Origin of the sequence: Bacillus sp. FSL K6-4563 (assembly GCF_038630405.1) — a bacterium.
GTDB classification, from domain to species: Bacteria; Bacillota; Bacilli; order Bacillales; family Bacillaceae; genus Bacillus; species Bacillus pumilus.
Window position 1 is genome coordinate 1,189,425 of sequence record NZ_CP152030.1, and the last position, 23,340, is coordinate 1,212,764.

The 23,340-nt window shown below is 42.5% G+C and carries 30 protein-coding genes and 2 riboswitches; of the genes, 20 read left to right on the plus strand and 10 right to left on the minus strand.

Annotated features, from left to right (window positions below):
• Positions 1–801, plus strand: a complete 801-nt coding sequence (locus MHH54_RS05775; RefSeq protein ID WP_003211364.1) for an NAD kinase — start codon at positions 1–3, stop codon at positions 799–801.
• A 44-nt stretch (positions 802–845) separates the two neighbouring features.
• On the plus strand, positions 846–1,712 hold the full coding sequence (locus MHH54_RS05780; protein WP_342500780.1) for an RluA family pseudouridine synthase: 867 nt from the start codon (positions 846–848) through the stop codon (positions 1,710–1,712).
• Positions 1,713–1,754: 42 nt separating this feature from the next.
• Here the strand turns inward: MHH54_RS05780 and prpE are convergent, their stop codons facing one another.
• Positions 1,755–2,498 carry a bis(5'-nucleosyl)-tetraphosphatase PrpE gene (gene prpE / locus MHH54_RS05785; protein WP_003211819.1) on the minus strand — a complete coding sequence of 248 codons (744 nt, stop codon included), beginning with the start codon at positions 2,496–2,498 and terminating at the stop codon, positions 1,755–1,757.
• Between the two features lie 162 nt (positions 2,499–2,660).
• On the opposite strand from prpE, the gene MHH54_RS05790 reads away from it, so the two are divergent.
• The 10 genes from MHH54_RS05790 (at position 2,661) to MHH54_RS05835 (ending at position 11,645) form a co-directional block, all read left to right on the plus strand.
• Entirely contained in the window at positions 2,661–4,502 is a 1,842-nt protein-coding gene (locus MHH54_RS05790) for a monovalent cation:proton antiporter family protein (protein ID WP_106030383.1), read from the plus strand.
• A 59-nt stretch (positions 4,503–4,561) separates the two neighbouring features.
• Positions 4,562–4,671: riboswitch (TPP riboswitch) on the plus strand.
• Positions 4,672–4,749: 78 nt separating this feature from the next.
• Positions 4,750–5,460, plus strand: a complete 711-nt coding sequence (gene tenA, locus MHH54_RS05795) for a thiaminase II (RefSeq protein WP_003211004.1) — start codon at positions 4,750–4,752, stop codon at positions 5,458–5,460.
• Positions 5,435–6,052, plus strand: coding sequence for a thiazole tautomerase TenI (gene tenI, locus MHH54_RS05800; RefSeq protein WP_003211366.1), 618 nt, complete (start codon positions 5,435–5,437; stop codon positions 6,050–6,052). The genes tenA and tenI overlap by 26 nt, the downstream gene beginning before the upstream one ends.
• Positions 6,036–7,148 (plus strand): glycine oxidase ThiO, encoded by a 1,113-nt coding sequence (gene thiO, locus MHH54_RS05805; RefSeq protein ID WP_106030382.1) that lies wholly within the window; start codon positions 6,036–6,038, stop codon positions 7,146–7,148. Before tenI ends, thiO begins: the two co-directional genes overlap by 17 nt.
• A complete protein-coding gene (gene thiS, locus MHH54_RS05810) occupies positions 7,145–7,348 on the plus strand; it encodes a sulfur carrier protein ThiS (protein WP_106030381.1) in 204 nt (67 codons plus the stop codon). The genes thiO and thiS overlap by 4 nt, the downstream gene beginning before the upstream one ends.
• 4 nt (positions 7,349–7,352) lie before the next feature.
• Positions 7,353–8,120, plus strand: coding sequence for a thiazole synthase (locus tag MHH54_RS05815; RefSeq protein ID WP_106035863.1), 768 nt, complete (start codon positions 7,353–7,355; stop codon positions 8,118–8,120).
• A complete protein-coding gene (locus MHH54_RS05820; protein WP_106030379.1) occupies positions 8,117–9,130 on the plus strand; it encodes a thiazole biosynthesis adenylyltransferase ThiF in 1,014 nt (337 codons plus the stop codon). Before MHH54_RS05815 ends, MHH54_RS05820 begins: the two co-directional genes overlap by 4 nt.
• Positions 9,131–9,146: 16 nt before the next feature.
• Positions 9,147–9,953: a bifunctional hydroxymethylpyrimidine kinase/phosphomethylpyrimidine kinase gene (gene thiD, locus MHH54_RS05825; protein ID WP_342500781.1), complete on the plus strand. Its 807-nt coding sequence runs from the start codon at positions 9,147–9,149 to the stop codon at positions 9,951–9,953.
• Between the two features lie 150 nt (positions 9,954–10,103).
• Complete coding sequence (gene fabI, locus MHH54_RS05830) at positions 10,104–10,880, plus strand: enoyl-ACP reductase FabI (protein ID WP_003211867.1); 777 nt, start codon at positions 10,104–10,106, stop codon at positions 10,878–10,880.
• 114 nt (positions 10,881–10,994) lie between these two features.
• On the plus strand, positions 10,995–11,645 hold the full coding sequence (locus tag MHH54_RS05835) for a CotO family spore coat protein (RefSeq protein WP_003211290.1): 651 nt from the start codon (positions 10,995–10,997) through the stop codon (positions 11,643–11,645).
• 35 nt (positions 11,646–11,680) lie between these two features.
• Here MHH54_RS05835 and MHH54_RS05840 read toward each other — a convergent pair whose 3' ends face one another.
• From MHH54_RS05840 to MHH54_RS05860, 5 genes are all read right to left on the minus strand, one after another.
• Positions 11,681–12,124 (minus strand): CotY/CotZ family spore coat protein, encoded by a 444-nt coding sequence (locus MHH54_RS05840; RefSeq protein ID WP_003212499.1) that lies wholly within the window; start codon positions 12,122–12,124, stop codon positions 11,681–11,683.
• Positions 12,125–12,326: 202 nt separating this feature from the next.
• Entirely contained in the window at positions 12,327–12,818 is a 492-nt protein-coding gene (locus MHH54_RS05845) for a CotY/CotZ family spore coat protein (RefSeq protein WP_003211658.1), read from the minus strand.
• A gap of 146 nt (positions 12,819–12,964) precedes the next feature.
• Positions 12,965–13,447, minus strand: a complete 483-nt coding sequence (locus MHH54_RS05850) for a spore coat protein (RefSeq protein WP_003212213.1) — start codon at positions 13,445–13,447, stop codon at positions 12,965–12,967.
• A gap of 100 nt (positions 13,448–13,547) precedes the next feature.
• Positions 13,548–13,877, minus strand: coding sequence for a hypothetical protein (locus MHH54_RS05855; RefSeq protein WP_034619991.1), 330 nt, complete (start codon positions 13,875–13,877; stop codon positions 13,548–13,550).
• Between the two features lie 43 nt (positions 13,878–13,920).
• Positions 13,921–14,316: a spore coat protein gene (locus MHH54_RS05860; protein ID WP_226805033.1), complete on the minus strand. Its 396-nt coding sequence runs from the start codon at positions 14,314–14,316 to the stop codon at positions 13,921–13,923.
• Positions 14,317–14,484: 168 nt separating this feature from the next.
• On the opposite strand from MHH54_RS05860, the gene MHH54_RS05865 reads away from it, so the two are divergent.
• The 5 genes from MHH54_RS05865 (at position 14,485) to MHH54_RS05885 (ending at position 15,960) form a co-directional block, all read left to right on the plus strand.
• Complete coding sequence (locus tag MHH54_RS05865; protein WP_034620057.1) at positions 14,485–14,835, plus strand: DUF1360 domain-containing protein; 351 nt, start codon at positions 14,485–14,487, stop codon at positions 14,833–14,835.
• A 71-nt stretch (positions 14,836–14,906) separates the two neighbouring features.
• Positions 14,907–15,035 (plus strand): hypothetical protein, encoded by a 129-nt coding sequence (locus MHH54_RS05870; RefSeq protein WP_003211271.1) that lies wholly within the window; start codon positions 14,907–14,909, stop codon positions 15,033–15,035.
• A gap of 85 nt (positions 15,036–15,120) precedes the next feature.
• On the plus strand, positions 15,121–15,342 hold the full coding sequence (locus MHH54_RS05875; protein ID WP_003211789.1) for a hypothetical protein: 222 nt from the start codon (positions 15,121–15,123) through the stop codon (positions 15,340–15,342).
• An 84-nt stretch (positions 15,343–15,426) separates the two neighbouring features.
• The gene (locus tag MHH54_RS05880) at positions 15,427–15,564 is read left to right on the plus strand and encodes a YjcZ family sporulation protein (protein ID WP_003212017.1); all 138 of its coding nucleotides are present in this window, start codon (positions 15,427–15,429) and stop codon (positions 15,562–15,564) included.
• A gap of 138 nt (positions 15,565–15,702) precedes the next feature.
• Positions 15,703–15,960, plus strand: coding sequence for a stage VI sporulation protein F (locus tag MHH54_RS05885; protein WP_003212292.1), 258 nt, complete (start codon positions 15,703–15,705; stop codon positions 15,958–15,960).
• A 16-nt stretch (positions 15,961–15,976) separates the two neighbouring features.
• Here MHH54_RS05885 and MHH54_RS05890 read toward each other — a convergent pair whose 3' ends face one another.
• Positions 15,977–18,289: an ATP-dependent helicase gene (locus MHH54_RS05890; protein ID WP_226805035.1), complete on the minus strand. Its 2,313-nt coding sequence runs from the start codon at positions 18,287–18,289 to the stop codon at positions 15,977–15,979.
• A gap of 126 nt (positions 18,290–18,415) precedes the next feature.
• On the opposite strand from MHH54_RS05890, the gene MHH54_RS05895 reads away from it, so the two are divergent.
• Entirely contained in the window at positions 18,416–18,673 is a 258-nt protein-coding gene (locus MHH54_RS05895) for a hypothetical protein (protein WP_003210759.1), read from the plus strand.
• An 83-nt stretch (positions 18,674–18,756) separates the two neighbouring features.
• Here the strand turns inward: MHH54_RS05895 and MHH54_RS05900 are convergent, their stop codons facing one another.
• From MHH54_RS05900 to MHH54_RS05910, 3 genes are read right to left on the minus strand one after another with little or no spacing between them, the layout of a single operon-like run.
• On the minus strand, positions 18,757–19,191 hold the full coding sequence (locus tag MHH54_RS05900) for a GNAT family N-acetyltransferase (RefSeq protein WP_003211517.1): 435 nt from the start codon (positions 19,189–19,191) through the stop codon (positions 18,757–18,759).
• Positions 19,192–19,197: 6 nt separating this feature from the next.
• Positions 19,198–19,713, minus strand: a complete 516-nt coding sequence (locus MHH54_RS05905) for a YjcG family protein (RefSeq protein ID WP_003210845.1) — start codon at positions 19,711–19,713, stop codon at positions 19,198–19,200.
• Between the two features lie 52 nt (positions 19,714–19,765).
• Positions 19,766–20,506 (minus strand): esterase family protein, encoded by a 741-nt coding sequence (locus MHH54_RS05910; protein WP_003211044.1) that lies wholly within the window; start codon positions 20,504–20,506, stop codon positions 19,766–19,768.
• 221 nt (positions 20,507–20,727) lie between these two features.
• Positions 20,728–20,849: riboswitch (SAM riboswitch) on the plus strand.
• Between the two features lie 79 nt (positions 20,850–20,928).
• Between MHH54_RS05910 and MHH54_RS05915 the strand changes: the two genes are divergently transcribed.
• Positions 20,929–22,047 (plus strand): methionine biosynthesis PLP-dependent protein, encoded by a 1,119-nt coding sequence (locus MHH54_RS05915; RefSeq protein WP_034619989.1) that lies wholly within the window; start codon positions 20,929–20,931, stop codon positions 22,045–22,047.
• Complete coding sequence (metC, locus tag MHH54_RS05920) at positions 22,044–23,222, plus strand: cystathionine beta-lyase (protein ID WP_003212455.1); 1,179 nt, start codon at positions 22,044–22,046, stop codon at positions 23,220–23,222. The genes MHH54_RS05915 and metC overlap by 4 nt, the downstream gene beginning before the upstream one ends.
• Positions 23,223–23,340: the final 118 nt, after the last annotated feature.

A 23,340-nucleotide genomic window follows, 5' to 3' on the forward strand; every position in this document is an offset into this window, starting at 1 on the left:
ATGAAATTTGCAGTTTCTTCGAAAGGGAATTCTGTATCTGACACACTCAAAAGTAAAATTCAGACCTACTTATTGGATTTCGGGATGGAACTCAATGAAGAGGAACCCGATCTTGTCATTACGGTTGGTGGAGACGGCACCCTTCTTTATGCGTTTCACCGTTATAGCGACCGTCTGAATGAAACAGCTTTTGTCGGTGTTCATACAGGTCATCTTGGTTTTTATGCTGACTGGGTGCCAAGTGAAATTGAAAAACTCGTTTTAGCTATTGCGAAAACCCCTTATCACATTGTGGAATATCCGATCTTAGAAGTCATTGTCAGATACAACGATGGCGGCAGAGAAGAGAAATATTTAGCCATGAATGAATGTACGATTAAAAGTATGGAAGGGACACTTGTGGCAGATGTTGAAATTAGGGGTCAGCTGTTTGAAACATTCAGAGGTGACGGTCTTTGTCTGTCTACGCCGTCTGGCAGTACAGCCTATAATAAAGCACTTGGGGGCGCCATTATTCATCCTTCCATTAGAGCCATTCAGCTGGCAGAAATGGCTTCAATCAACAACAGAGTGTTTCGAACGGTCGGTTCGCCGCTTATTTTACCAGACCACCATACTTGTGTCATTAAACCGAGGAATGATGTCGATTTTCAGGTAACCATTGATCATTTGACGCTGCTTCATAAGGACGTCAAATCCATTCAATGCCGGGTAGCAGACGAGAATGTCCGCTTTGCCCGATTTAGACCATTTCCGTTTTGGAAAAGGGTGCAAGATTCCTTTATCGGAAAAGGTGAATAAGAAAGAGGTCGTTCTCGCTGGAATACTTTACACTAAACAAAACCATGACAGCCAAAGAAGAAGGGCTGCTTTTAAAGGATTATTTAATAGATATTGGCATTTCGAAAAGAATGCTGACGGATATTAAATTTGATGGCGGTGATCTCCTCATTAATGGAGAGCATGTGACTGTGAGATACAAGCTGCATAACGGAGACAGGCTCACCATTTTATTCCCAGAGGAAAAAGTGAGTGAAGGGCTAAAGCCTGCTCCGATTCCGCTTGATATTTTATTTGAGGATGATCACGTCCTTGTGCTGAATAAAAAGCCATATATCCCGTCCATTCCTTCTCGGGAGCACCCAGAGCACAGTATTGCGAATGGATTGCTGCATCATTATGCAGAGCAGTCTGTTCGGCTGACGGTTCATTTAGTGAACCGCCTTGATCGTGATACATCAGGCGTCATGCTTGTCGCCAAGCATCGCTTTGCCCACAGTCTTTTATCAAAAGCGCAGAAAAGTGGAGCGGTCAAACGAACATACAGGGCGTTTACACATGGCATGATCAGAGAAAAGCATGGAACCATTCGTGCAAAAATTGCCCGAAAAGGAGATAGTATCATCGAGCGAATGGTCGATGATACTGGGCAGGAAGCTGTGACGCATTTTACAGTGCGAGCGGTGGATGCTGAGTTGAACATGTCAGATGTGACGCTGGCACTTGAAACGGGGAGAACCCATCAAATTCGTGTTCATATGCAGTATCTTGGTCATCCGCTCATCGGAGATACGTTATATGGCGGGACGAGTGAGCAGATGAACCGGCAGGCACTGCATAGTGAGACTCTTGTCTTTCCTCATCCGATGACCGGGGAGGAAATGACATTCTCGGCTCCGCTTCCTGAAGACATGAAATCATTGCTGCTTTAAATAGAGAAACCCGGCTACCTGCAAGCGCAGGACCGGGTTTTTTTATGATGTGAAATGCTGAAACCTTGAATCGTCATAAGGCATAGAGGAAGGAACAGAAACCGTTTCAAGCTCAGGATATTTAAGGGCAGACAGCCGGTGGCCAAATACACAGCCTGTATCAATGTTGACAGTTCTGCCAACGAATCGCGGTTCTTTCACTGGTGTATGTCCGTAGACAATCCATGGTTTTCCGCGATATTCCTTTGCCCAATCCTTCCGCACAGGTCGCCCATCCGGCCACGTTTCTCCTGTGACTGCGCCAAATAATAGATAGGATCGCATCTGTTTGTTCGGCTTTCTTCCAATGTCCTTTTCCTTCATCGCTGCGTGAGCAATCATCAGTTCATCAGGAATAAGTACATCGTAAAGCGGAGCCTTCTCAAATAGCTGCTTAAATTCATGTGACAATTTGGTTTGTTCATGTAGGGGCAGCTTTTTTATTTCGTTCACTGTGGTTTCAATGCCATGAAGTAATTTCACCGGATTTCCTTTTAAATAGCGATAAAGCTTAAAGCAATGGTTGCCAGGTACGTAGCGGATCGCGCCGTGTGCGTAGGCATGAATGACAAATCGCATGACATCTACTGACTGAGGTCCTCGATCTGTTAAATCACCGACAAGTGCTAGCGTTCTCTTATCAGGATGGACGGGTAATCCATGTTTGAATTCGTATCCTAGTTTGTGTATGAGGGCAAGCAGCTCTTCGTAGCAGCCGTGGATATCACCAATGATATCAAATTTCATAAGATTTCCTCCTGATTTTTCTCATCCATTCATCGGGGTTAAAGAAGTTTGAATTTTAGAACATATAACGAATGGCTTTCTTTTCATTTAGGCAATTGTTAGAATCAATGCTTTAACGTAAACCTTAAAAGATTAAACATCAATGTTAGGAGGCTTTAGCCAATGGAGCATACATCTGTTTCATCACTCGTTGTCGTTATTATTGTCGCCTTTTTCACCCCACTTTTATTGCACCGATTTAAGCTGACCATTCCGGTCGTTGTTGCTGAAATCATCATGGGGCTCATCATTGGAAAAAGCGGTCTTCAACTGGTAGTTGAACATGATGCATGGTTAGATACGTTATCCATGCTCGGTTTTATTTTTCTGATGTTTTTAAGTGGACTTGAAATAGATTTTTCTTCTTTCGAGTCAAAGAAGAAAGCACGAGAACTACCAAATGGTCTAAAAGAACCGAATACGTTTAAAGCAGCCACTATTGTTTTTCTTGGCGTATTTAGTATTTCTTTTATTCTGTCCTATGCGTTTGTCCTTGCAGGGTTTATCCAAAATGCCTTTTTAATGACGCTCATTATATCGACGATCTCATTAGGGGTAGTGGTTCCCACCTTAAAAGAGGAAAAATTGATGCAGACGAATATCGGTCAAATCATCTTGCTTGTCGCTGTCATTGCGGATTTGGTGACGATGATTTTACTTGCTGTATTTTCCTCCATTTATGGCGATGGTACAGGGAATATGTGGCTTCTGCTCTTATTATTTGCTGCGGGCATCCTTCTTTATTTATTTGGCCGCGTATTTAAGACAAAGTCAATTTTTCAGTCCATGTCAAAAGGGACCGTGCAAATTGGGACAAGGGCGATCTTTACTCTCATTATAGTCTTAGTTGCTTTATCTGAATCACTCGGTGCTGAAAATATTCTTGGGGCGTTTTTAGCGGGCGTACTTGTGTCCCTTCTTTCGCCGAATAAAGAGCTTGTCCAGCAGCTGGATTCATTTGGCTACGGATTTTTGATCCCCATCTTCTTTGTGATGGTCGGAGTGGATTTGAATATATGGGCACTGTTCAAGGACCCAAACATTATGATCATGATCCCGCTGCTATTTATTGCATTACTGATTAGTAAACTCATCCCGATTCTTTATTTGAAAAAATGGTATGACATGAAAAAAGTGATCGGCTCTGGCTTTTTATTAACATCGACATTATCACTCGTCATTGCAGCTGCGACGATCGGGGAGCGGCTCGGAGTCATTGATCATAAAATGTCCGGCGCGCTAATTTTAGTCGCGATACTCACGAGTATTTTAACGCCAGTTTGGTTTAAAGCACTGTTTAAAAAAGAACAAGCTGTGAGCCATAAAAAACGTGTGACCTTTATTGGTGCAAATCAGCTGACCTTACCTGTCACACTCGATTTACATCAGGATGAATATGATATTCGAATTTTGCATGTCTTTCAAGAAAATAAAGAAGCGATGCTCGCCGACTCCATCTTTGAAGTCGAATCAATTGAAGAGTACGACGATGAGACGCTGCGAAAGGCAGGCGTTGGCCAGGAGGATGTCCTCGTCGTCGCAACAGGCAGTGAGACGAAAAATAAGGAAATTGCTTTATTTGCAAAGGAAGAAGGAGCAAAACAAGTCATTGCGAGTGTGAGCAAAGCTGAGGCAGAGCTAACATTGAAGGAAGCGGGCATTGATACGTTTTCTAATTTCCTATCATCTAAAACGGTGCTAAGAGCCTTGATTGAAGCACCGGATGCGATTCGATTATTAACAAATGAGGATACTTCCTTGTATCAAATTCAAATGAACAATCATCGCTACCACAATGTCATGCTGAGGGAATTTCCGTTTACCGGCGATTTGGTCTTTGTCCGTATTTTCAGAGGGATAGACAGCTTAGTACCACATGGAGATACGACGCTTAGAAGTGGTGACCGTGTGCTTGTGTCGGGCTCTCGTGAGTATGTAGCAGGACTTAGAGCCCAATTAGAGTGAGAATGAACCCTTGACCAATGAACAATTCCTGATTAAGATAGAAGTACAACATCATATATTTGATCCACTAGGGGAGTCCTTTAAAAGGGCTGAGATAAAAGTATCGACTTTTAGACCCTCATTACCTGAACAGGTTCATACCTGCGTAGGGAAGTGGTGCGGTTTTTGATTATGCTTTTTACAAATTCCAAGCCACTTTCCATACGGAAAGTGGCTTTTTTATATGGAAAAACAGGAGGAGAGAAACATGACATTTTCAACTGAATGTAAAGAAGCAGCAGCACCATGGTGGAATGGAAGCTTTACACACCCCTTTGTGAAAGGGATTGGCGATGGCACGCTGTCACTCGATCGTTTCACGTATTATGTGATGCAAGATTCATATTATTTAACTCATTTTGCAAAGGTGCAAGCATATGGAGCGGCAATTAGTGAGGACTTACATACGACGGGCAGAATGGCGTATCATGCGCAGGGAACGTATGAAGCAGAGCTGTCGCTGCATAGAAAGTTTACAGAGCTTTTAGAGATTTCAGATGAAGCCATCGAGAACTTTAAGCCTTCTCCCACTGCATATGCGTATACGTCTCATATGTACCGATCTGTGAAAAGCGGACGATTCGAAGAGATATTAGCTGCGTTATTGCCGTGCTACTGGCTTTATTATGAGGTGGGTGAAAAGCTGAAACAAACCACACCTGACCATCCGATTTATCAGGAATGGATTTTGACATATGGAGGGGATTGGTTTAAGGAACTTGTCTTTGAACAAGTCAACCGCTTTGATGAACTAGCCGAAAAAGCACCAGAACATGTACGGGCCAATATGAAAGAAAATTTTGTGATTTCAAGCTATTACGAATACCATTTCTGGGAGATGGCGTATCAAAAAGAAATGTGGCAAACAGCATGCTTAGATGGGGTTGGTGCAAATGGAACTCCACGCAGTGACAAATGATTCGCTTCCTGCGGGTGAGCTGATCAAACAAATAAAAAACATTGCACCTGAAGTGGATTTTATTCATATCCGGGAACGGTCTAAAACAGCAAGTGAGCTTGTTGATCTCGTGAAAGGTCTCCTTTTAGAAGGTGTACCGAAAGAGAAGCTCATCATCAACGACAGAGTAGACGTTGCACTGCTCACCAATATTCACCGGGTACATCTCCCGGGCCATAGCTTTTCGCCAAAAGAGCTGCGGCAAAAATTCCCTCATCTTCATGCGGGCGTCTCTGTTCATTCGATTGAAGAAGGGAAAGCAGCTGAGAAAAATGGAGCAGAGTATGTCATATTTGGGCACGTATATGACACCACTTGTAAACCAGGACTTCAGGCAAGAGGCGTACAGCTTGTGAAAGAACTGACATCTCTACTATCTATTCCAGTCGTGGCAATCGGTGGTGTGACACCTGACCGCATTCCAGAATTGAGACACGCGAATGTGAAAGGGATTGCTGTCATGTCTGGAATTTTTACTCATCATCAGCCGCGCAAGATGGCACAAGCATTTTCTAAACAAGTAAAGGAGCATCCTTATGAAGAAGCATTATGATGTGGCAATCATTGGTGGTGGAATCATAGGGATGTCCATTGCCTATCACCTTGCAAAAGCAGGAAAGCAGGTCGTCTTATTTGAGGCGAATGAGGTAGGGAAGCAAACGACAAGTGCGGCTGCTGGGATGCTTGGTGCACATGCTGAAGGAGAGGGTCATGAGGATATTTTTTTTCAAGTAGGCAGAGCAAGCCAGGCATTGTACGAAAAGTTAAAAGTCGATCTACAGCATGAATCTGGCATTGATATTCGAACATCAGCGGGCGGTATCATGAAGGTAGCCTTTACCGAAGAGGAGAAACAAGCACTTTGCCGGATGCAGCATTTGTCTACATTTGAGTGGATGGACGCAGGCAGCGTAAAAAAATGCATGCCTCAAATAGCAGAGAACATCTTAGGAGCAGGTTTGATTAAAGAGGATGTTCATGTCGAACCTTATGCGGTATGCCGGGCATTTTGGCAGGCGGCGGTCAGGTACGGGGCAGAAGTGAAAGAGTGTACACCCGTGATCGAAGTGAAGCGGGAGAAAGAAGCGTTAGCAATTAGAACAACGATGGGAACATTCACATGTGATGAACTAACTGTAGCAAGTGGTGTGTGGTCTGGCCGTTTTTTTGAAGAGCTTGGATTATCTCATTCTCTTTATCCAGTAAAAGGGGAATGTGTGTCTGTATGGAATCATGGTCCAGCACTCCAACACACCATTTATCATGATCATAGTTACATCGTTCAACGAGATAGCGGCAAACTGGTCGTTGGCGCAACGATGAAGCCAAACGAGTGGCAAACTGTTCCGACGCTTGGCGGCATCGAAGCTGTCATTCAAAAGGCGTCTCAGCTGATGCCTTCAATCAAGGAGATGTCGATTGATCAGTGCTGGGCTGGCCTTCGTCCGGCGACAAGCGACCAGCATCCCTACATCGGAAGACATCCAGAAGATCGGCGTATTCTTTTTGCTGCTGGTCATTACAGAAATGGTATTTTACTTGCTCCGATTACTGGAAAGATCATTCGCGACCTGATATTAGGTGAACCGGTCAAAAAAGAATGGCTTCACGCATTTCGTATTGACCGAAAGGAGGCACTGTTTGTATGAAAATTCAATTGAATGGCAGAATCGTTGATTTCAATCAAGAGAATGGAACGATCTATAACCTGCTATCAGACTATCAGCTTGAAAATCGAGTAGTGATTGTGGAAAAGAACCAAGAAATTATTGATAAAGAAGCGTTTCAACAAGTGAAAATTCAACCTAATGACACGATCGAAATCGTTCACTTTGTAGGAGGAGGATGACAACATGCTGCATATTGGCGGAAAAACATTCACATCTAGATTATTACTTGGTACAGGGAAGTATCCATCATTTGAAGTTCAAAAAGAAGCCGTGAACGTATCAGAAGCAGAAATATTAACCTTTGCTGTGAGAAGAATGAACATTTTCGAAGCATCTCAGCCAAACTTTTTGGAGCAGCTTGATTTATCAAAATATACGCTGCTTCCGAATACAGCTGGTGCTAGTACAGCGGAAGAGGCAGTTCGTATTGCTCGATTAGCGAAGGCTTCTGGACTGTGTGACATGATCAAGGTAGAAGTCATTGGCTGCTCAAGGTCTCTTCTGCCAGATCCAGTCGAAACGTTAAAAGCATCCGAAATGCTACTCGAAGAAGGATTTATCGTGCTGCCATATACATCTGATGATGTGGTACTGGCAAGAAAATTAGAAGAGCTTGGTGTCCATGCCATCATGCCAGGTGCTTCGCCGATTGGTTCAGGGCAAGGCTTACTAAACCCTTTGAATCTCTCATTTATTATCGAGCAGGCAAAGGTACCGGTGATTATTGATGCTGGTGTAGGCTCTCCAAAGGATGCGGTTTATGCGATGGAGCTAGGGGCTGACGCTGTATTACTGAACACCGCTGTGTCAGGTGCAAAGGACCCTGTGAAAATGGCTAAAGCCATGAAGCTGGCGATTGAATCAGGAAGGCTAGGCTTCGAGGCGGGACGTATTCCTTTGAAAAACTACGGGACAGCAAGCAGTCCGCAGGAAGGAATGCCGGCATTTTGAGCACACGTTATTCACGACAAGAGCTCTTTCAGCCAATCGGCATAGAGGGGCAAAAGCGGTTAAATGACTCAAAGGCTGTCATTATTGGTGCAGGAGCGCTTGGAACAGCTAGTGCGGAAATGCTCGTTCGTGCTGGCGTTGGATCTGTCACCATTTTGGATCGAGATTATATTGAATGGAGCAACCTTCAGCGTCAGCAGCTTTACACGGAGCAAGATGTACAGGATCGACTGCCAAAGGCCGTGGCGGCTGAAAATAGACTCAAGCAGGTGAACAGTGACGTGCATGTCAAAGGAATTGTCATTGATGTGACCGCTGAACATATTGATGAACTTGTCAGCGGGGCTTCGATTATCGTGGATGCAGCGGATAATTTTGAGGTAAGGATGATCGCAAATGATGCTGCCGTCAAACATCAAATTCCATTCCTTTATGGAGCTTGTGTCGCCAGCTATGGTATTCAATTTACTGTCATGCCAGGTGAAACGCCGTGTTTACACTGCCTGCTTGAACATTTACCCGCACAAGGCATGACATGTGATACAGCCGGTATCATTAGTCCAGTTGTGCAGCAGGTCGCATCATATCAAGTGGCAGATGCCCTGAAGTGTTTAACAGGTCATCAAGTGACGCCAATTTTAAGATCCTTTGATTTATGGACCAATGAGCGGTCTGACATCCGATCAACCAGCTCTTTAAAGAAGAAGCAATGTCCAAGCTGCGGACTGAAGACATATCCTTTTCTCTCCTATGACAAGAGAGCGAAAGCAGATGTACTATGCGGCCGCAATACGGTCCAAATCCGCAGTGCAGCCGAAACCCCGCCGCCATTAAACGAAGTGGCTCTTCGGTTAAAGAAAGCAGGGATGGATGTCCTTGAAAATCCGTATTTGCTTTCCTGTCAAAAGGATGAATATAAGCTTGTCTTATTTAAAGACGGCAGAGCTCTTGTCCATGGCACAAATGATATGGCAAAAGCAAGAACCATTTATCATCAATGGATTGGCTAATGAGAGGTGTGATGAAATGACGATCAAAAAAGCATTCACAATTGCAGGTTCTGATTCTGGCGGCGGAGCAGGCATTCAAGCTGATTTAAAAACCTTTCAGGAGCTCGGTGTGTTCGGAATGTCTGCGATCACAGCGATTACAGCACAAAACACACTAGGTGTTCACGGAGTATATCCGCTTTCAAACGAGGCGTTAGAAAGTCAAATTGATGCAGTGGCAGAGGATTTACTGCCAGATGCCGTCAAAACAGGAATGCTGTGGAGCGCAGACATGATCAAGATAGTTGCTGAAAAAACGGTTCAATATGACATGAAGCTCATTGTCGATCCAGTGATGATCGCAAAAGGAGGCGCTTCTTTATTAAATGAAGATGCGGTCACAGCGTTGAAAACACACTTGCTGCCTGTCAGCTATGCCGTAACGCCGAATCTTCCTGAGGCAGAAGTGCTGACAGGCGTGTGGATTCAGACAAAAGAGGATCGCTATCTAGCAGCGGAGCGCCTATATGAGCTTGGAACGAAACATGTCGTGATCAAAGGCGGTCACGGTCCATCTGGCGGGATGATTACAGACCTGTTGTATGATGGAAAAGGCTTTATAGAAGTCACAAATGAACATATTGATACACCGCATACACATGGCACAGGCTGCACGTTTGCAGCGGCATTAACAGCCGAAATTGCGAAAGGATCCTCCATGAGGGAGGCTTTTGACACAGCAGAAATCTTTGTCCATGAAGCCATCAAGTTCCCTTTGAATATTGGGGCTGGACACGGACCTACCAACCATTTTGCTTATCAGCAAAACCGGCTCAAACGATGAGAGAATCGAACCGTCTTCATTTGCGAGGACGGTTTTTTGATGAAAAAGAAACTTTCTTTCTGCGGAAATTGTCATTCTCTCATGATCTGTGATAATATTATGATCAGGTACTAATACTATGTCTTGAAAAAATAGGAGGCTTTATTACATATGAACTTTTCTTTAGAAGGCCGTAATATCGTGGTAATGGGTGTTGCCAATAAACGAAGCATCGCTTGGGGAATTGCCCGCTCACTTCACGAAGCTGGAGCTCGTTTGATTTTTACTTATGTTGGAGATCGTCTTGCTGAATCTGTAAAAGAACTTGCAAGCACACTTGAGCGCGATGATTCAATCATTCTTCCATGTGACGTGACAAGTGACGAAGAAATCGAAAAATGTTTCGCTACAATTAAAGAAAAAGTACAAGTCATTCATGGCGTTGCGCATGCGATTGCATTTGCAAACAAGGAAGAGCTTGTCGGTGAATACTTAAACACGAACCGTGAAGGTTTCCTTTTGGCGCACAACATTAGTGCATACTCTTTAACAGCTGTAGCAAAAGCAGCACGTCCATTGATGACAGAAGGTGGAAGCATTGTCACGCTTACATACCTAGGCGGAGAGCGTGTGGTTTCTAACTACAACGTAATGGGTGTAGCAAAAGCAGCACTTGAAGCAAGTGTGAAATACTTAGCAGCTGATTTAGGCGCAGAAGGTATCCGTGTGAATAGTATTTCTGCTGGTCCAATTCGTACGCTGTCTGCAAAAGGCATCAGTGGTTTTAATACCATTCTGAAGGATATTGAAGAGCGTGCACCGCTTCGCCGTACAACGACTCCTGAAGAAGTTGGCGATACAGCTCTATTCTTATTCAGTGATCTATCACGCGGCATGACAGGTGAGAATCTGCATGTTGATTCTGGCTTCCATATCATTGCTCGCTAACCAATTAAATGATTTGCAGCATACCGAATAAGGGTATGCTGTTTTTTTATTTTTCTTCTGATTTGAGGCGTCCGCTCATATATATAAGGAATGAATCATTCGGGAGGGATTAGTATGTCAAATAAAGGTGATGAGAACCAGAAGCCACTTATGTATATTGTTCAGCCGAGCTATGATGAATCAATGCCGGCCATGCAAAATATTGTGAGAAAGCGAAAGAAATCAGAAAAACCACAAGAAAGTCCTAAGAGTGAAAAAGATGTGATCGAAGAAAGTATACACGAGGAACCTGTGGCTCAAGAAATCGAGAAGAAAAAAGAAGCCGAGCCGCCTGCGCGTCAGCAAGAGCAAAACATGATGAGAGAAGCAGAGCTTACCCAAGAAGAAGACATCACAAAAGAACCAGAGCTTACTCAAAAAAAAGACATCACAAAAGAACCAGAGCTTATACAAGAACGAAAACCTCAGCGAGAAGAGGAGAAGCCGCCAGAAGGCGTTTTTCATGAAACAAAAGAAGAACCTAGAAGAAAACGAGTGAAAAAGCCTTTAAGTCAGATGAGCATTGACGAAAAAGTCGATTTTCTCACAAGCCTGCCTCATAATATGCCAAGAGCCCTTTGCCTAATTGAAGCTGATGGTAAAACATATAGAGGGATTATCATGGATCGAAAAGAAGATACAGTGGTCATTCGAACAGCGGGCGGGGGAAATCCAGTTGAATTAGCAATAGATGAAATTTCCTCGATTCATCCGCTTGGCTTTTAACGAATAAAAAAAGTCCCATAGAGGGACTTTTTTTGTTAGCAGTTACGGTTGATGAGTCGTGGATTTAAGCACTCGATTGCGCAGAAGCAGTCAAGATCTACTTCAATGCAATACTTCGATTTTTCTAATCGGAACACATCACATACGGAATCTTTATCTGTAAAATCTAAAATATGACGGTCTTTGTCAAATGCGATAAGCAAGCTGAGTGTTGCGCAGTGATCACAGATATGTTCGACTCTGAAAAATGCAGTGCTGAAGCAAGGGCCTGCATCTACTTCTCCGACGTTTCCGAATGCGACGAATGGTTTTGATTTGGATGTAAAGAGAACAAACGGGACAGTGTCACCTAATGAATGAGATGAAGAAAGGAGATTACTGTAACAGCTAGTCGGGCATTCTTCTTCGACGGCATTTTGTAAGTCGTTAATGTTTTCAACAGCCTCTGCTACACAGCTCCATGAATGTTTGCGGCTCATATTCAACCCTCCTATACTAGGAATTTTGTTTGAGTGTTTGAGCACTGTCATCATCTACAAGCTATCTTTGCCGGCTGATACTTCTACTTTCAATCAATGCGGCAGCGGCAGCTCTTATGCTGACTGCTCCGCATGATTGACTGTCATTCGTAAGGAAGGGGATGCTTTGACTCATGACAAGTTAGATCAACGGCCGGTTGATTTAGCCGTGGTGATGATGCTTTTTATCTTTCGATGGCATGACTCTGTCGACAAGCTCTGGGTTTAAGCATTGGATTGCGCAGAAGCAGTTTAGATCAACCTCAATACAAAAGTCCGTTTTCTCTAAACCAAAGAAGTCAGGGTCACAAGGGTGACACACGCTTAGCGTATGTCCGTGTACATCAACAGGTCTTAATACAGATAACGTAGCACAGCAGTCGTGTAATTTTTCAACCCGGAAGAAAATGGATTCGAAGCATTGGCAATCGTCAACAAATCCTCCAATGTTTCCGAAAGTAGAGAACAATCCGCCCTTTTTATCGAAAAGTAAAAACGGAATCGTATCTTTTCCAGAAACGGTTGGGCTTAATAAATTACTGTAGCAGCTCGTAGGACATTTATCTTCTACGGCTTCCTGCTCTGCTAAAATCTTATCAACCGCATCGCATACACAGTTTTCATCATGTCGGCCATGGTGTTTTCCGCAGCTCATGGATTTCAGCTCCTTTAACAAGGTATTTGACTTTAGTCCTTAACAACATATGTATGCGCCCTCTAGTTGGTGTGGGTAAATGACCATTTATATTTGTTGTATTTTTATAAAAGGAAAAGCAGAGCTTTTCGCTCTGCTTTTGGACATTAGAGGATACCGATTGCAACGATTAGCGCAGCTAAAATTTGTACAAGCGCTTGAACTGAAACTGCTACATCTGCATCGACTGTTGTAACACTTACATCTCGAGAATTTTCAATGACAAGTTTTTGACGGTTTGCTTGTTTAGATGACGTTAACTGTACTAGATCTTGTGCGATTTCATCAGCTAAGTCATTGTCAGCAATCGAAATGTTAATAATTGCAACTAAGGCCAGCTGTATCGCTACTTGAATAGAAACTGCGATTTGAGCATCAACTGTAGAAACATTGATATCGCAAGAATCCCTAATAATGATGACTTCTTCTGAAATTTGCTTATTTTGCGAAAATTGCTCCGCTATTTGTAAAACGTTTTCGTCATCATCACAATGGTCATGACATACAGGCTTTCTATCGAAGTGATGGTGGTGTTCTTGATGTGTACAGTTGCGATCAAGTGCTACCCATGAATAAGGTTTTGATTCCATATTCTCTTCCTCCTCTCGTTTACTTTATTAAATGCGAAATATTGATTTTGGATTGAGGCAAATACCTTGATATAAGCACCCATTTTTATTCATTGTTGTTTTATTCAGTCTCCTTTCGCTGATGAATACGATGTCTCAATGTGTTTGTTCTTTTTCCACGCCTAGTTTTTGAATCAGTTGCTTCTGGTTGTTGAGCAACTTGAGTTTCTTCTTGACGTTTTTTTTCTTTCTGTGATTCAACAAAATCATTTGCCTTCTTTTGAAGGTCTTCAACTAATTTTAAAATATTTCTTTTTTGTTCATCATCTAAAGGGCGTCTATTTTCTGCTGTAATGTTGTACTTATTTAAAACATCACTGACAAGCAGGCTGGTTAAAGGGTCTACATTTGTATCAATATTGTAATCTTGTTTTTTATTATTTTCAGACAAGCTATTTCACCTCTTTCATACATGATGTTAGAAAAAGAAAGGGTCAAAGAATGCCGGCTTCAACTAAGAGTACATTCAATGTTTGAGTGAGAATTTGGACGGAGTTCATAATGGATGCATCAGTTAATGTAATCGTGATGTTATGGCAATTGATGATTTGAATCACAGTTTTCTTTTGGACTGTCACTTGTTGTGTGGCTAAAATCTGATCTGTGATATCTGCAGCCAATTCATCGTCTGGTACAAGAAGCTGGATTAAAAGAGTAATGATTGTCGTTACGGTCGCTTGAAGGGAGAGTGCGGCTGTTACATCTGTTTTATGAATTGTGACATTTTCGGAATCTTTGATCTCAATGAAATCATCATAATTGCTGATTAATTCGTTTAACAGTTGTGTGTATAATAAATCAGCACTTTCTTCAATAGACAATACTTTCACTCCTTTCTTATCTATACATTATTTAATGCAGCAGAGGCTCAAGGTGGAATCGGAAAGTGTGAAAAAGTACAACCCAATTTTATTTCTGCTCGATTCATCATGGCGGTCTTTCTTTTTGCATATATAAAGAAAGGACGCAAAAAAGAAGAAAGAAGGAGGTGGAGGCTCCTGAGCGGTGCTTTGTCATTTGTCGTGTTTGCCCTCGCATCCTTTAGACTGACGAGGCTCATTGTGTTTGATACCATTACTGCTCCTTTCCGCCGTTTATTTCATGAAGAACAAGAAGAGGTCAATGAACAAGGTGAAGTAGAGACATATATCATCATTAAAGGTAAAGGGCTGCGGTCTTGGGTAGGAGAGCTGTTAAGCTGTTATTGGTGTACTGGCATGTGGTGCACTGCTGCTTTACTTCTGATATACATATTATTTCCTGTCATTAGCATGTGGCTTAATTTACTATTAGCGATTGCCGCAGCAGCAGGCATTATTGAAGCGATCGTCTCAAAGCTGGTGAAATAAACAGGCATTCTGATCAGACACGCTTTTAAAAAATGCATATACTATCATGGAATAGGAAAGGAAGGGTTGCGATGAAACCAACTGAAACGCCGTCACATACGCTTCAAGGTTATCCAGCGCAGTCAAATCAACAATCTGTTTATACGAAGAAAATTAAAAAAGCAGGCTGCGGCTGTGGAAACAAAAAGAAACCTCAATAAAGGAAAAACAAAAGCCGGATTTATCCGGTTTTTTTGTTGCCCTTTTTTTGAGTGATGCATATGTAAGAGAGAAGGGGTGACCAGAATGGATGCATTCGAACAATTAATCGGTTCCTTGTTCACTAACCCCCATGATGGGAAAGAGCAAGCGCATGAAAAGGTTGAAATGGATCTAACGGATAAAGCGAAGGATCTTGAGGAGCATTTAAAAGCATTTGGCGTGAAAATGGATGCTTTTGCGAAAGAAACAGAAGCATTCATGATACGTCATGGAGAGGCAGATTACGTCTTTAAACAGCAGAAATAAAAATTCCGCACTTTTTTATGTGATCGTCCAAACCATTTGTTGTATTTTTCATATTTTGTAAGGGAGAAGAGGAGGTGCTTATATATGAGTTGTTACGGTTACGGTGGCGGTTCTTGCGGCGGCTACGGCGGAGGTTATGGCGGCGGATATGGATCAACATTTGTTCTTGTCGTTGTGCTTTTCATCCTTCTAATCATCGTTGGTGCTTCTTTCTTTAACTAAACAGTAAGAAGGTGAGGGAAGCAATAGGGGAGCCTTTTGCTTTCCTTTCTCTTTGGGCAAACAAGGCTTTAGGATAGGCACATATCTCGCCTATTATCATATAGTAAGGTGATTACTCCACAAAGAGGAGGCAAATGAATGGATAATAAATTCTTTAAAAGCGTTGAAAATAAAACGGGTGTGAATATGAACGATGTTTTTAAGCTTGCAGGTTCTTTGCAAAATGCCAACTTTAAAGATGAAGCAACGGTTCGAGGCGTCATTAAAAAAGTAGCGCAGCTTGCGAATAAACGTGTACCGAAAGAAATGGAAGACAAAATCGTTCAATCGATTACAAGTGGAAAAGAAAAGCTTGATTTCAATACCATCGCTAAAATGATGAACAACAAAAAATAAACAACAGGCTCTCCGCTTAGAGGGGGGCCTGTTGTTTTTCTGCGAATAATTCTCGGTTTTTCTTTAGAAGGGGATACAAAAAGCGCGAGCGATGAGCGGTTTTTCCTCGTCTAAATGATGGAACCGATAGATAAAGAGATTGTTCAGCTCTTGTCATAGCCACGTATAATAAACGGCGCTCTTCTTCCAAGGCTTCTTCTTCACCGTTTCTGAGTTCATCGAGTGAGAAATCATGAGGCAGTGCTCCGTCGACAACGCAAGTGATGTACACCGTTTGGAATTCCAGTCCCTTTGCACGGTGAATCGTCATGAGCTGAACACCTGGTTCGTCTGTTTTTTCCTTTTCGGCAGACTTCATATGTTCGGCGTGTGCGAGAAAGGCTTCAATCGTTTCAAAGCGTTTGGCGGCGGTTTTTACATCTCGTACATCATCAGCCCCTTTTTCAAGCACATTCGTATCATTCACTCGTTTTTTTAAGTAATCACCAAATCCCATCTTTTGTTCAATAAACGCCACAGCATCAGACGGCTTTAAATTTCGTAACGTGCGGAACAGAGGAACAATGGATTGCAGTTTTTTCTGTTGAAACGGCTGAATATCTGTTAGTTTTCCGAGTGCGTCGACCATTGAACAATCTTCGGTGATGGTTAGTGCCTTCATTGTGTTTAAGGTCTGCTGCTTTAAAAAGAAAACCGGAAGCAGCTGTTTCATAGCTGCCACATCATCGGCATCCTGACTTAAAGAGAGAAAGGCGAGAAGAACCCGAACAATTCGTCTGCTGTAGAAGGCTTTGACACCAGATTCCGTCTCATACGGAATCGCAGATTGATGCAGACGCTCATAAATCGCGCGGCCTCCCGTATTGGTGCGAAAGAGTACGCAGATATCATTCGGCTTTGCGCCGTTTTTAATTTTCTCCTGAATATCTGCCACGATCATGGTCGCTTCCTCTTCCTCGTCATATGGATAAAAGAGCGTAGGAGGGATTGTCTCCGATCGGACGGCTTTTAACGTTTTCTCATAACGATGCTGATTTTTCTTAATAATGGCATCCGCACTTGCGACAATTGTATGATGCGACCGATAATTGGCATGTAAATGGACAATCTGTGCCGAAGGATAATCTCGTTTGAATTCAAGAATGAAAGCAGGATTACTGCCCCTAAAGGCATAAATGGCTTGATCATCATCACCGACACAAAATAGCTGCTCAGATTCTCCAGCTAACAGCTGAATCAATTGATATTGAACTGGATTTATATCCTGAAATTCATCCACCAATATATATTTGAACCGTTCTTGATACCGTTTCAGCAGTTCAGGCTGTTCAGTCAGCATGTGCAAGCAGGCAATGGCCATGTCATCAAAGTCAAATTGCTGATTGTCTTGTTTTTGCTGTTCATAAGATTGATAGATCGTCCACATGTGTTTTTCTTTTTCATCCTTCAAATCAGGAAGCTCGCCTGGTAAAAAAGCATTTTTCCAAAAGCCGATCGATTGCAGGACTTGATCGGTAGGGTAGTTTTTTTCATCTAGTCCTTCATTCATGATGGCTTTCCGAATGTACTGTTCCTTCTGCCAATCAAACTTGATCAGGTGCTGGCCGTTCCATTTGTTTGCGTCATCGTGAAGCAGCATTTTATAAAAAAGACTGTGGAAAGTGCCTGTCACCACTTGGCTTGCTTGTGATGGGTGAAGCTGATATTGCTTGCGCAGTCTTTCTTTCATTTCACTGCTGGCTTTTGTGGTGAAAGTCACGAGTAAGATATGGTGAGCAGGAATATGATGATGTGACATGAGATAAGCCGCTCTTGCTGTCAGGACTCTTGTTTTCCCGCTGCCAGCGCCAGCCAGCACTAGCATCGGACCGTCTTTATGTGTGACAGCTTGAAGCTGTGGTGTACTAAAGGTGATATGCGGAAAGAGATCGATGGTATGTGCTTGTTCATTCTCTTCTAAATGTATCGCATCACTAAATTGAATCGACTTTGGTTCCTGCCAGTCATATGATTCATTCGTTTGCGAGATGATTTGTTTACCTGTTGGAAAACGGAAGCCCCCAAGTTCTTTATAAGAAGCACTTTCCTTTTGTTCTGCGTGTTTTTTCTGATCTTCTTGTTCTTCTGCTTGTTCACACAGCTCTTGCTGAGACATATGTTTATGAATAAAGGCAGGTTCTTCATGTATATTTAATCTGAAAAAGACTGGTTGTCCGCAATATGGGCAGAATAAGTGCCCTTTTTTTCCCTCGTCATGGAGGAATTGATAATGTTCTCTCGAATACGTATGTAATGAGATTGTTCGATCATGTCGTCGTGCGCATTTCAAAGCTAGTCCTCCAATAGTTAATCAATCTTAAAAAGAAACACATCTAATCATATCAAATGAGACGTGTTTCAAACAGTCATAATTAGGGAATAGTAGAGTAGAAGAGAAGCAAAGGAGGCGTTCTTGATGGGATATATAGCCCCGATTCAGCCGGATCTGTATTTTCAATATATCAATCGTCCTGCTCCTCAGGATAAAGAAGACTACGCGAAAGTAACTAAGGTTACTCGCACCTTTCATGACAAGATATACAGAGAGCTGGAGAAAAAAGAGGACTTAGTGACAGAAGCGGAAACGAAAGTACAACAAAAAAAGCGGGAACGCTTTGTACGAGATATGTTTATGGAGGAAGGTAAAGGCGTTCATATTAATACGTATATATAAATGATTGCGCTTTCTTCCATTGACGAACGATGATAAAGAAAGAAAAGCCAGGGCATCATGAATGCTCTGGCTTTTTCTTTTGGTCAAACAGACAGTGTTTTTGTCATTTTGACATGTGCGATTCCTGCTTCTTCAAACGGTTCAGATACGGCTTTGTAGCCTTTCTTTTCGTAGAAAGGAAGAGCTTGGACTTGTGCGTGCATAACCGCTTCCTTCGCTCCATTCGCAATGGCTTCTGTTTCCAGCGCTTCTAATAGTTTGTGGCCAAGGCCGAAAGCGCGCGCCTCTTTTAACACACAAATTCGTTCTAGCTTTGCCTTTGGCCCTTCAATGATCCGCAATCTAGCGGCTGCCTGAGGCTTCATTTCATCGTTATAAATGACAAAATGAATGGCCTCGTCTTCTAGTTCATCTATTTCAATCTCTATTGGGACTTCTTGTTCTTTGACGAATACTTCTTTTCGAACGTAATATGCATCTTCTCGTTGTGTTTGTGCTGTTGCGATGACTGTTTTCAAGTGTACTTAACCCTCTTCTCCTAAAATAAATGTTTCATAGACGGTCCAAGATCCGTTCTCTAATTGATATAAAAGGTGGAAGCGATCCACTGTTTCTTCATGGTCAATCTTTCTCAGCTTTAATGTGCCAAGTACGTCTGAATGCTCATCATCTGATAGTTTTTGAGCCACTGTTACATGCGGAACAAAGGCATATTCAGGTGTACCTTCAAGTGGATCTGCGTACAATCTTTCATTGAGCGCCATGATTTCCTCGTTCGGTTCTACTTTCATATAAATGACGTTGTTTACAGGAGCGAATGAACTGAATTTTTTAATACGTAACGTAATAGGAGAAACATTTTTTGCATACTCTCTTAACGTTGAGACGACCTCAGCCGCTTCTAGATCCGTTAATTCAAAAGGTGTTCTAAGTGTTAAATGAGGCGGTATGAGTGCATAGTTCGGATCATAACGCTTCCGGTAAGAGTTCGCAATATCTTGCAATTTTTTTGATGGAAATATAACAACTCCGTATTTCATCTTGTTCCCTCCTGATTAAGAAAGTATTTATTATTGTTTATTATAACAAAATTCAGTTGATTAACGAATATGGGAGCATTCTTTTTAACGAAGGCGCAATGAGCGGCTGCCAAAACGTCCATTTATGATCCCCTTCGAATGTCTCAAATAAATAATCCGCACCTGACTGTTCAAGAAGTGCCTTTAAATCGTCGTTTGGCTGAATAAAATCAAGCACTTGGCCATCTGTCGTTTTCACAGCCGTTTCTTCCAGTCCAATTTGATGGATAATTGCATAATGAGAAAGGGCTGTCGACTGTTTAACAGCTTCTAAGACTGACTCATCAACGTAAGGTGACTGCAAAATGAGTCCGCCAAATAAAGAAGGATAATCAATCGCTGTCATAAGAGAAATTGTAGCACCTAGTGAATCACCAATAAACGTGCGACCTGAGCCAATTTGATAGGTTGGATAATGCGTATCAATATAAGGGACAAGTTCATTTGCTAAAAAGCGTTTATACGCTTCAAATTTTGTGCCGTCTGGATGATACGTATTCCGTCTTTCCGTGACATTTTCATAAGGAACACCAATGATAATGGAGCGTTCCATTTCTTTGTTTTGCATCAATTCTTCTGCCTGTCTGCCTATTTTGCCTAAGCGGAAATAATCATGACCATCCTGGGCAATGATGACATGATATGTATAAAGGGGGGAATAATTGACTGGCAAATAGATCAAAAGGGTCACATCCGCCCCAAGTTCTTTTGAATGTAATGTTTCTTCTTGAATAATGCCTGTTTTCTTCACCATAATCCATTCCTCCAGCTAACCGATTTCATCACAAAGTGAAACGTTTCCATTCATTGTAACATGAAAAATAGCGTTGTTCCTATATGCTAACATGCAATCAATTCAGTTAACACCGAATCTGTTATAAAATACAGAAAATTTCAATTAATTGTTCAGATTCCTCTTGAAAAATGAGATTTAATGCGTTACAGTATTAGGAATTAGAACAGACAGACAACACATTCTTATCGTGAGAGGTGGAGGGACTGGCCCTTTGAAACCTCAGCAACCGGTATGCATCACTTCATGTGATGTACCAAGGTGCTAAATCCAGCAAGCAGCTTTTTTGCTTGGAAGATAAGAGGAAGCGATTAAAACCCCTTCTTCTTATGAAGAAGGGGTTTTCTGTTTTGAAATCAGATTTTTACTTAGGATGGTGTCAAATGACAGAACATGTGGAAACGACATTAGCGCAAATTGGAAACCGCAGCGAAGAGGCGACTGGTACGGTCAGTCCCCCCGTTTATCTTTCAACAGCCTACAGACATAGAGGCATAGGGGAATCAACCGGATTTGATTACATTCGTACGAAAAACCCAACAAGACAGCTTGTAGAGGATGCGATTGCTTCACTCGAAAAAGGGACGGCCGGATTTGCCTTCAGTTCGGGAATGGCTGCGATCCAAACGATCATGGCGCTATTTGAAAGCGGTGATGAACTCATCGTCTCATCAGACCTATATGGCGGTACATACCGTTTGTTTGAAAACGAATGGAAAAAGTACGGCTTACGTTTTCTTTACGATGATTTTTCAGATGAAGACTGTTTACGCTCTAAAATCACGCCAAACACAAAAGCAGTCTTTATTGAAACGCCGACAAATCCACTTATGCAGGAAGCGGATATTCAAAAAATAGCGAAGATTGCAAAAGAACATGGCGCTTTGGTCATTGTCGATAACACCTTTTACACACCCGTTTTGCAAAAGCCGATTACGCTTGGAGCGGACATTGTCATCCATAGTGCAACCAAATATTTAGGTGGACACAATGACGTTCTTGCCGGGCTTGTGGTGACAAAAGGAGAGAAGCTCTCTGAAGACATGTTCCAGCATCAAAACGCAATTGGCGCCGTTTTATCTCCATTTGACTCATGGCTGTTAATGAGAGGGATGAAAACACTGGCTCTTAGAATGCGCCAGCACGAGGCAAATGCGAAGGAGCTAGCTGAGTTTCTAAAGAAACAGCCAGAAATTCAAGATGTCCTTTACCCAGGCAAGGGAGGAATGCTGTCATTCCGTGTAGCCGAAGAGGACTGGGTCAATCCATTTTTAAAGCAGCTGAAAACGATATGTTTTGCTGAAAGTCTTGGCGGAATCGAAAGCTTCATTACGTATCCTGCGACGCAAACGCACATGGATATTCCTGAGGAAATTCGCATTGCAAACGGTGTGTGTAACAAACTGCTCCGTTTCTCCGTTGGTATTGAGCACGTAGATGACCTGAAGGCAGACCTAAAGCAGGCACTATCACAAGTAAAAGAGGAGGTACATGCCAAATGACCACACATGATTGGACATTCGAAACCCAACTCGTTCATAATGCATTCAAAACAGACCGTTCAACAGGTGCAGTCAGTGTGCCGATTCAGCATGCGTCCACCTTTCATCAAAGCAGCTTTGATGATTTTGGTCAATATGATTACTCAAGGTCGGGGACTCCTACACGTCAAGCATTAGAGGATACGATTGCGGCGCTAGAAGGAGGAACTCGAGGGCTTGCTTTTGCATCAGGCATGGCAGCCATCTCAACCGCTTTTCTTCTATTATCAAAAGGAGATCACGTCCTTGTCACAAGAGATGTGTACGGTGGTACATTTCGGATGATCACCCAAGTTCTTTCGCGATTTGGCATTGAGCATACCTTTGTGGACATGACGGATTTGACTGAAATCAAAAGAGGCATTCAATCGAATACAAAAGTCATTTACATGGAAACGCCGTCAAACCCGACTCTAGGGATTACGGATATTGGGGGAGTCGTCCAGCTTGCCAAAGAACATGACTGTCTGACATTTTTAGATAATACATTTTTAACACCCGCTCTTCAGCGTCCGCTCGATCTTGGTGTTGACGTTGTCCTGCACAGCGCAACGAAATTTTTGAGCGGTCATAGTGATGTACTGTCAGGGTTAGCTGTAGTGAAAGACGAGAAACTGGGTGAGGAGCTTTATTCGCTGCAAAACTCCTTCGGTGCGGTCCTTGGCGTGCAGGATTGCTGGCTCGTATTAAGAGGGTTAAAAACCCTTCAGGTCAGATTAGAAAAAGCAAGCCAAACGGCATTTGAACTCTCTTCATTCCTCAAAGAGCATCCTGCGGTGAAAAAAGTATATTATCCAGGCTTAGATGACCATCCTGGTGCAGACATTCAGCGAAAGCAAGCAAGCGGAGCTGGAGCAGTTCTTTCATTTGAATTAGAAAACGAAGCAGCGGTCAAAGAATTAGTGGATGCTGTCACATTACCAGTATTCGCCGTCAGCCTAGGCGCCGTCGAATCCATTCTGTCATACCCGGCCAAAATGTCACATGCCGCTATGCCAAAAGAAGAAAGAGAAAAAAGAGGGATTACGGACGGTTTACTTCGATTAAGTGTAGGAGTAGAAAACGGAGAAGACCTCAAACGCGACTTCAAACAAGCACTCGATCAACTAAAGCCCGTTCTTGTCAACCAATCATAAAGGAGAGAAAAAAGCCGGCACAGCCGCCGGCTTTTTGACCTTTTTTCAATAAAACCATTGACGATGTATCATGATAGTTATATAATAGAGACTGTCAGTAACAGAAAGCCCAGAACTG

What these genes read in the sequence shown, in the direction of transcription:
- prpE (WP_003211819.1), bottom strand. Translation starts at nt 2,498, where the DNA reads ATGAAATTTGATATCATTGGTGATATCCACGGCTGCTACGAAGAGCTG.
- tenI (WP_003211366.1), top strand. Translation starts at nt 5,435, where the DNA reads ATGGAACTCCACGCAGTGACAAATGATTCGCTTCCTGCGGGTGAGCTG.
- MHH54_RS05910 (WP_003211044.1), bottom strand. Translation starts at nt 20,506, where the DNA reads ATGGTGAAGAAAACAGGCATTATTCAAGAAGAAACATTACATTCAAAA.
- thiS (WP_106030381.1), top strand. Translation starts at nt 7,145, where the DNA reads ATGAAAATTCAATTGAATGGCAGAATCGTTGATTTCAATCAAGAGAAT.
- thiO (WP_106030382.1), top strand. Translation starts at nt 6,036, where the DNA reads ATGAAGAAGCATTATGATGTGGCAATCATTGGTGGTGGAATCATAGGG.
- MHH54_RS05780 (WP_342500780.1), top strand. Translation starts at nt 846, where the DNA reads ATGACAGCCAAAGAAGAAGGGCTGCTTTTAAAGGATTATTTAATAGAT.
- MHH54_RS05845 (WP_003211658.1), bottom strand. Translation starts at nt 12,818, where the DNA reads ATGAGCTGCGGAAAACACCATGGCCGACATGATGAAAACTGTGTATGC.
- MHH54_RS05895 (WP_003210759.1), top strand. Translation starts at nt 18,416, where the DNA reads ATGGGATATATAGCCCCGATTCAGCCGGATCTGTATTTTCAATATATC.
- metC (WP_003212455.1), top strand. Translation starts at nt 22,044, where the DNA reads ATGACCACACATGATTGGACATTCGAAACCCAACTCGTTCATAATGCA.
- fabI (WP_003211867.1), top strand. Translation starts at nt 10,104, where the DNA reads ATGAACTTTTCTTTAGAAGGCCGTAATATCGTGGTAATGGGTGTTGCC.
- MHH54_RS05815 (WP_106035863.1), top strand. Translation starts at nt 7,353, where the DNA reads ATGCTGCATATTGGCGGAAAAACATTCACATCTAGATTATTACTTGGT.
- MHH54_RS05840 (WP_003212499.1), bottom strand. Translation starts at nt 12,124, where the DNA reads ATGAGCCGCAAACATTCATGGAGCTGTGTAGCAGAGGCTGTTGAAAAC.
- MHH54_RS05850 (WP_003212213.1), bottom strand. Translation starts at nt 13,447, where the DNA reads ATGGAATCAAAACCTTATTCATGGGTAGCACTTGATCGCAACTGTACA.
- MHH54_RS05880 (WP_003212017.1), top strand. Translation starts at nt 15,427, where the DNA reads ATGAGTTGTTACGGTTACGGTGGCGGTTCTTGCGGCGGCTACGGCGGA.
- tenA (WP_003211004.1), top strand. Translation starts at nt 4,750, where the DNA reads ATGACATTTTCAACTGAATGTAAAGAAGCAGCAGCACCATGGTGGAAT.
- MHH54_RS05905 (WP_003210845.1), bottom strand. Translation starts at nt 19,713, where the DNA reads ATGAAATACGGAGTTGTTATATTTCCATCAAAAAAATTGCAAGATATT.
- MHH54_RS05790 (WP_106030383.1), top strand. Translation starts at nt 2,661, where the DNA reads ATGGAGCATACATCTGTTTCATCACTCGTTGTCGTTATTATTGTCGCC.
- thiD (WP_342500781.1), top strand. Translation starts at nt 9,147, where the DNA reads ATGACGATCAAAAAAGCATTCACAATTGCAGGTTCTGATTCTGGCGGC.
- MHH54_RS05915 (WP_034619989.1), top strand. Translation starts at nt 20,929, where the DNA reads ATGACAGAACATGTGGAAACGACATTAGCGCAAATTGGAAACCGCAGC.
- MHH54_RS05875 (WP_003211789.1), top strand. Translation starts at nt 15,121, where the DNA reads ATGGATGCATTCGAACAATTAATCGGTTCCTTGTTCACTAACCCCCAT.
- MHH54_RS05870 (WP_003211271.1), top strand. Translation starts at nt 14,907, where the DNA reads ATGAAACCAACTGAAACGCCGTCACATACGCTTCAAGGTTATCCAGCG.
- MHH54_RS05775 (WP_003211364.1), top strand. Translation starts at nt 1, where the DNA reads ATGAAATTTGCAGTTTCTTCGAAAGGGAATTCTGTATCTGACACACTC.
- MHH54_RS05835 (WP_003211290.1), top strand. Translation starts at nt 10,995, where the DNA reads ATGTCAAATAAAGGTGATGAGAACCAGAAGCCACTTATGTATATTGTT.
- MHH54_RS05885 (WP_003212292.1), top strand. Translation starts at nt 15,703, where the DNA reads ATGGATAATAAATTCTTTAAAAGCGTTGAAAATAAAACGGGTGTGAAT.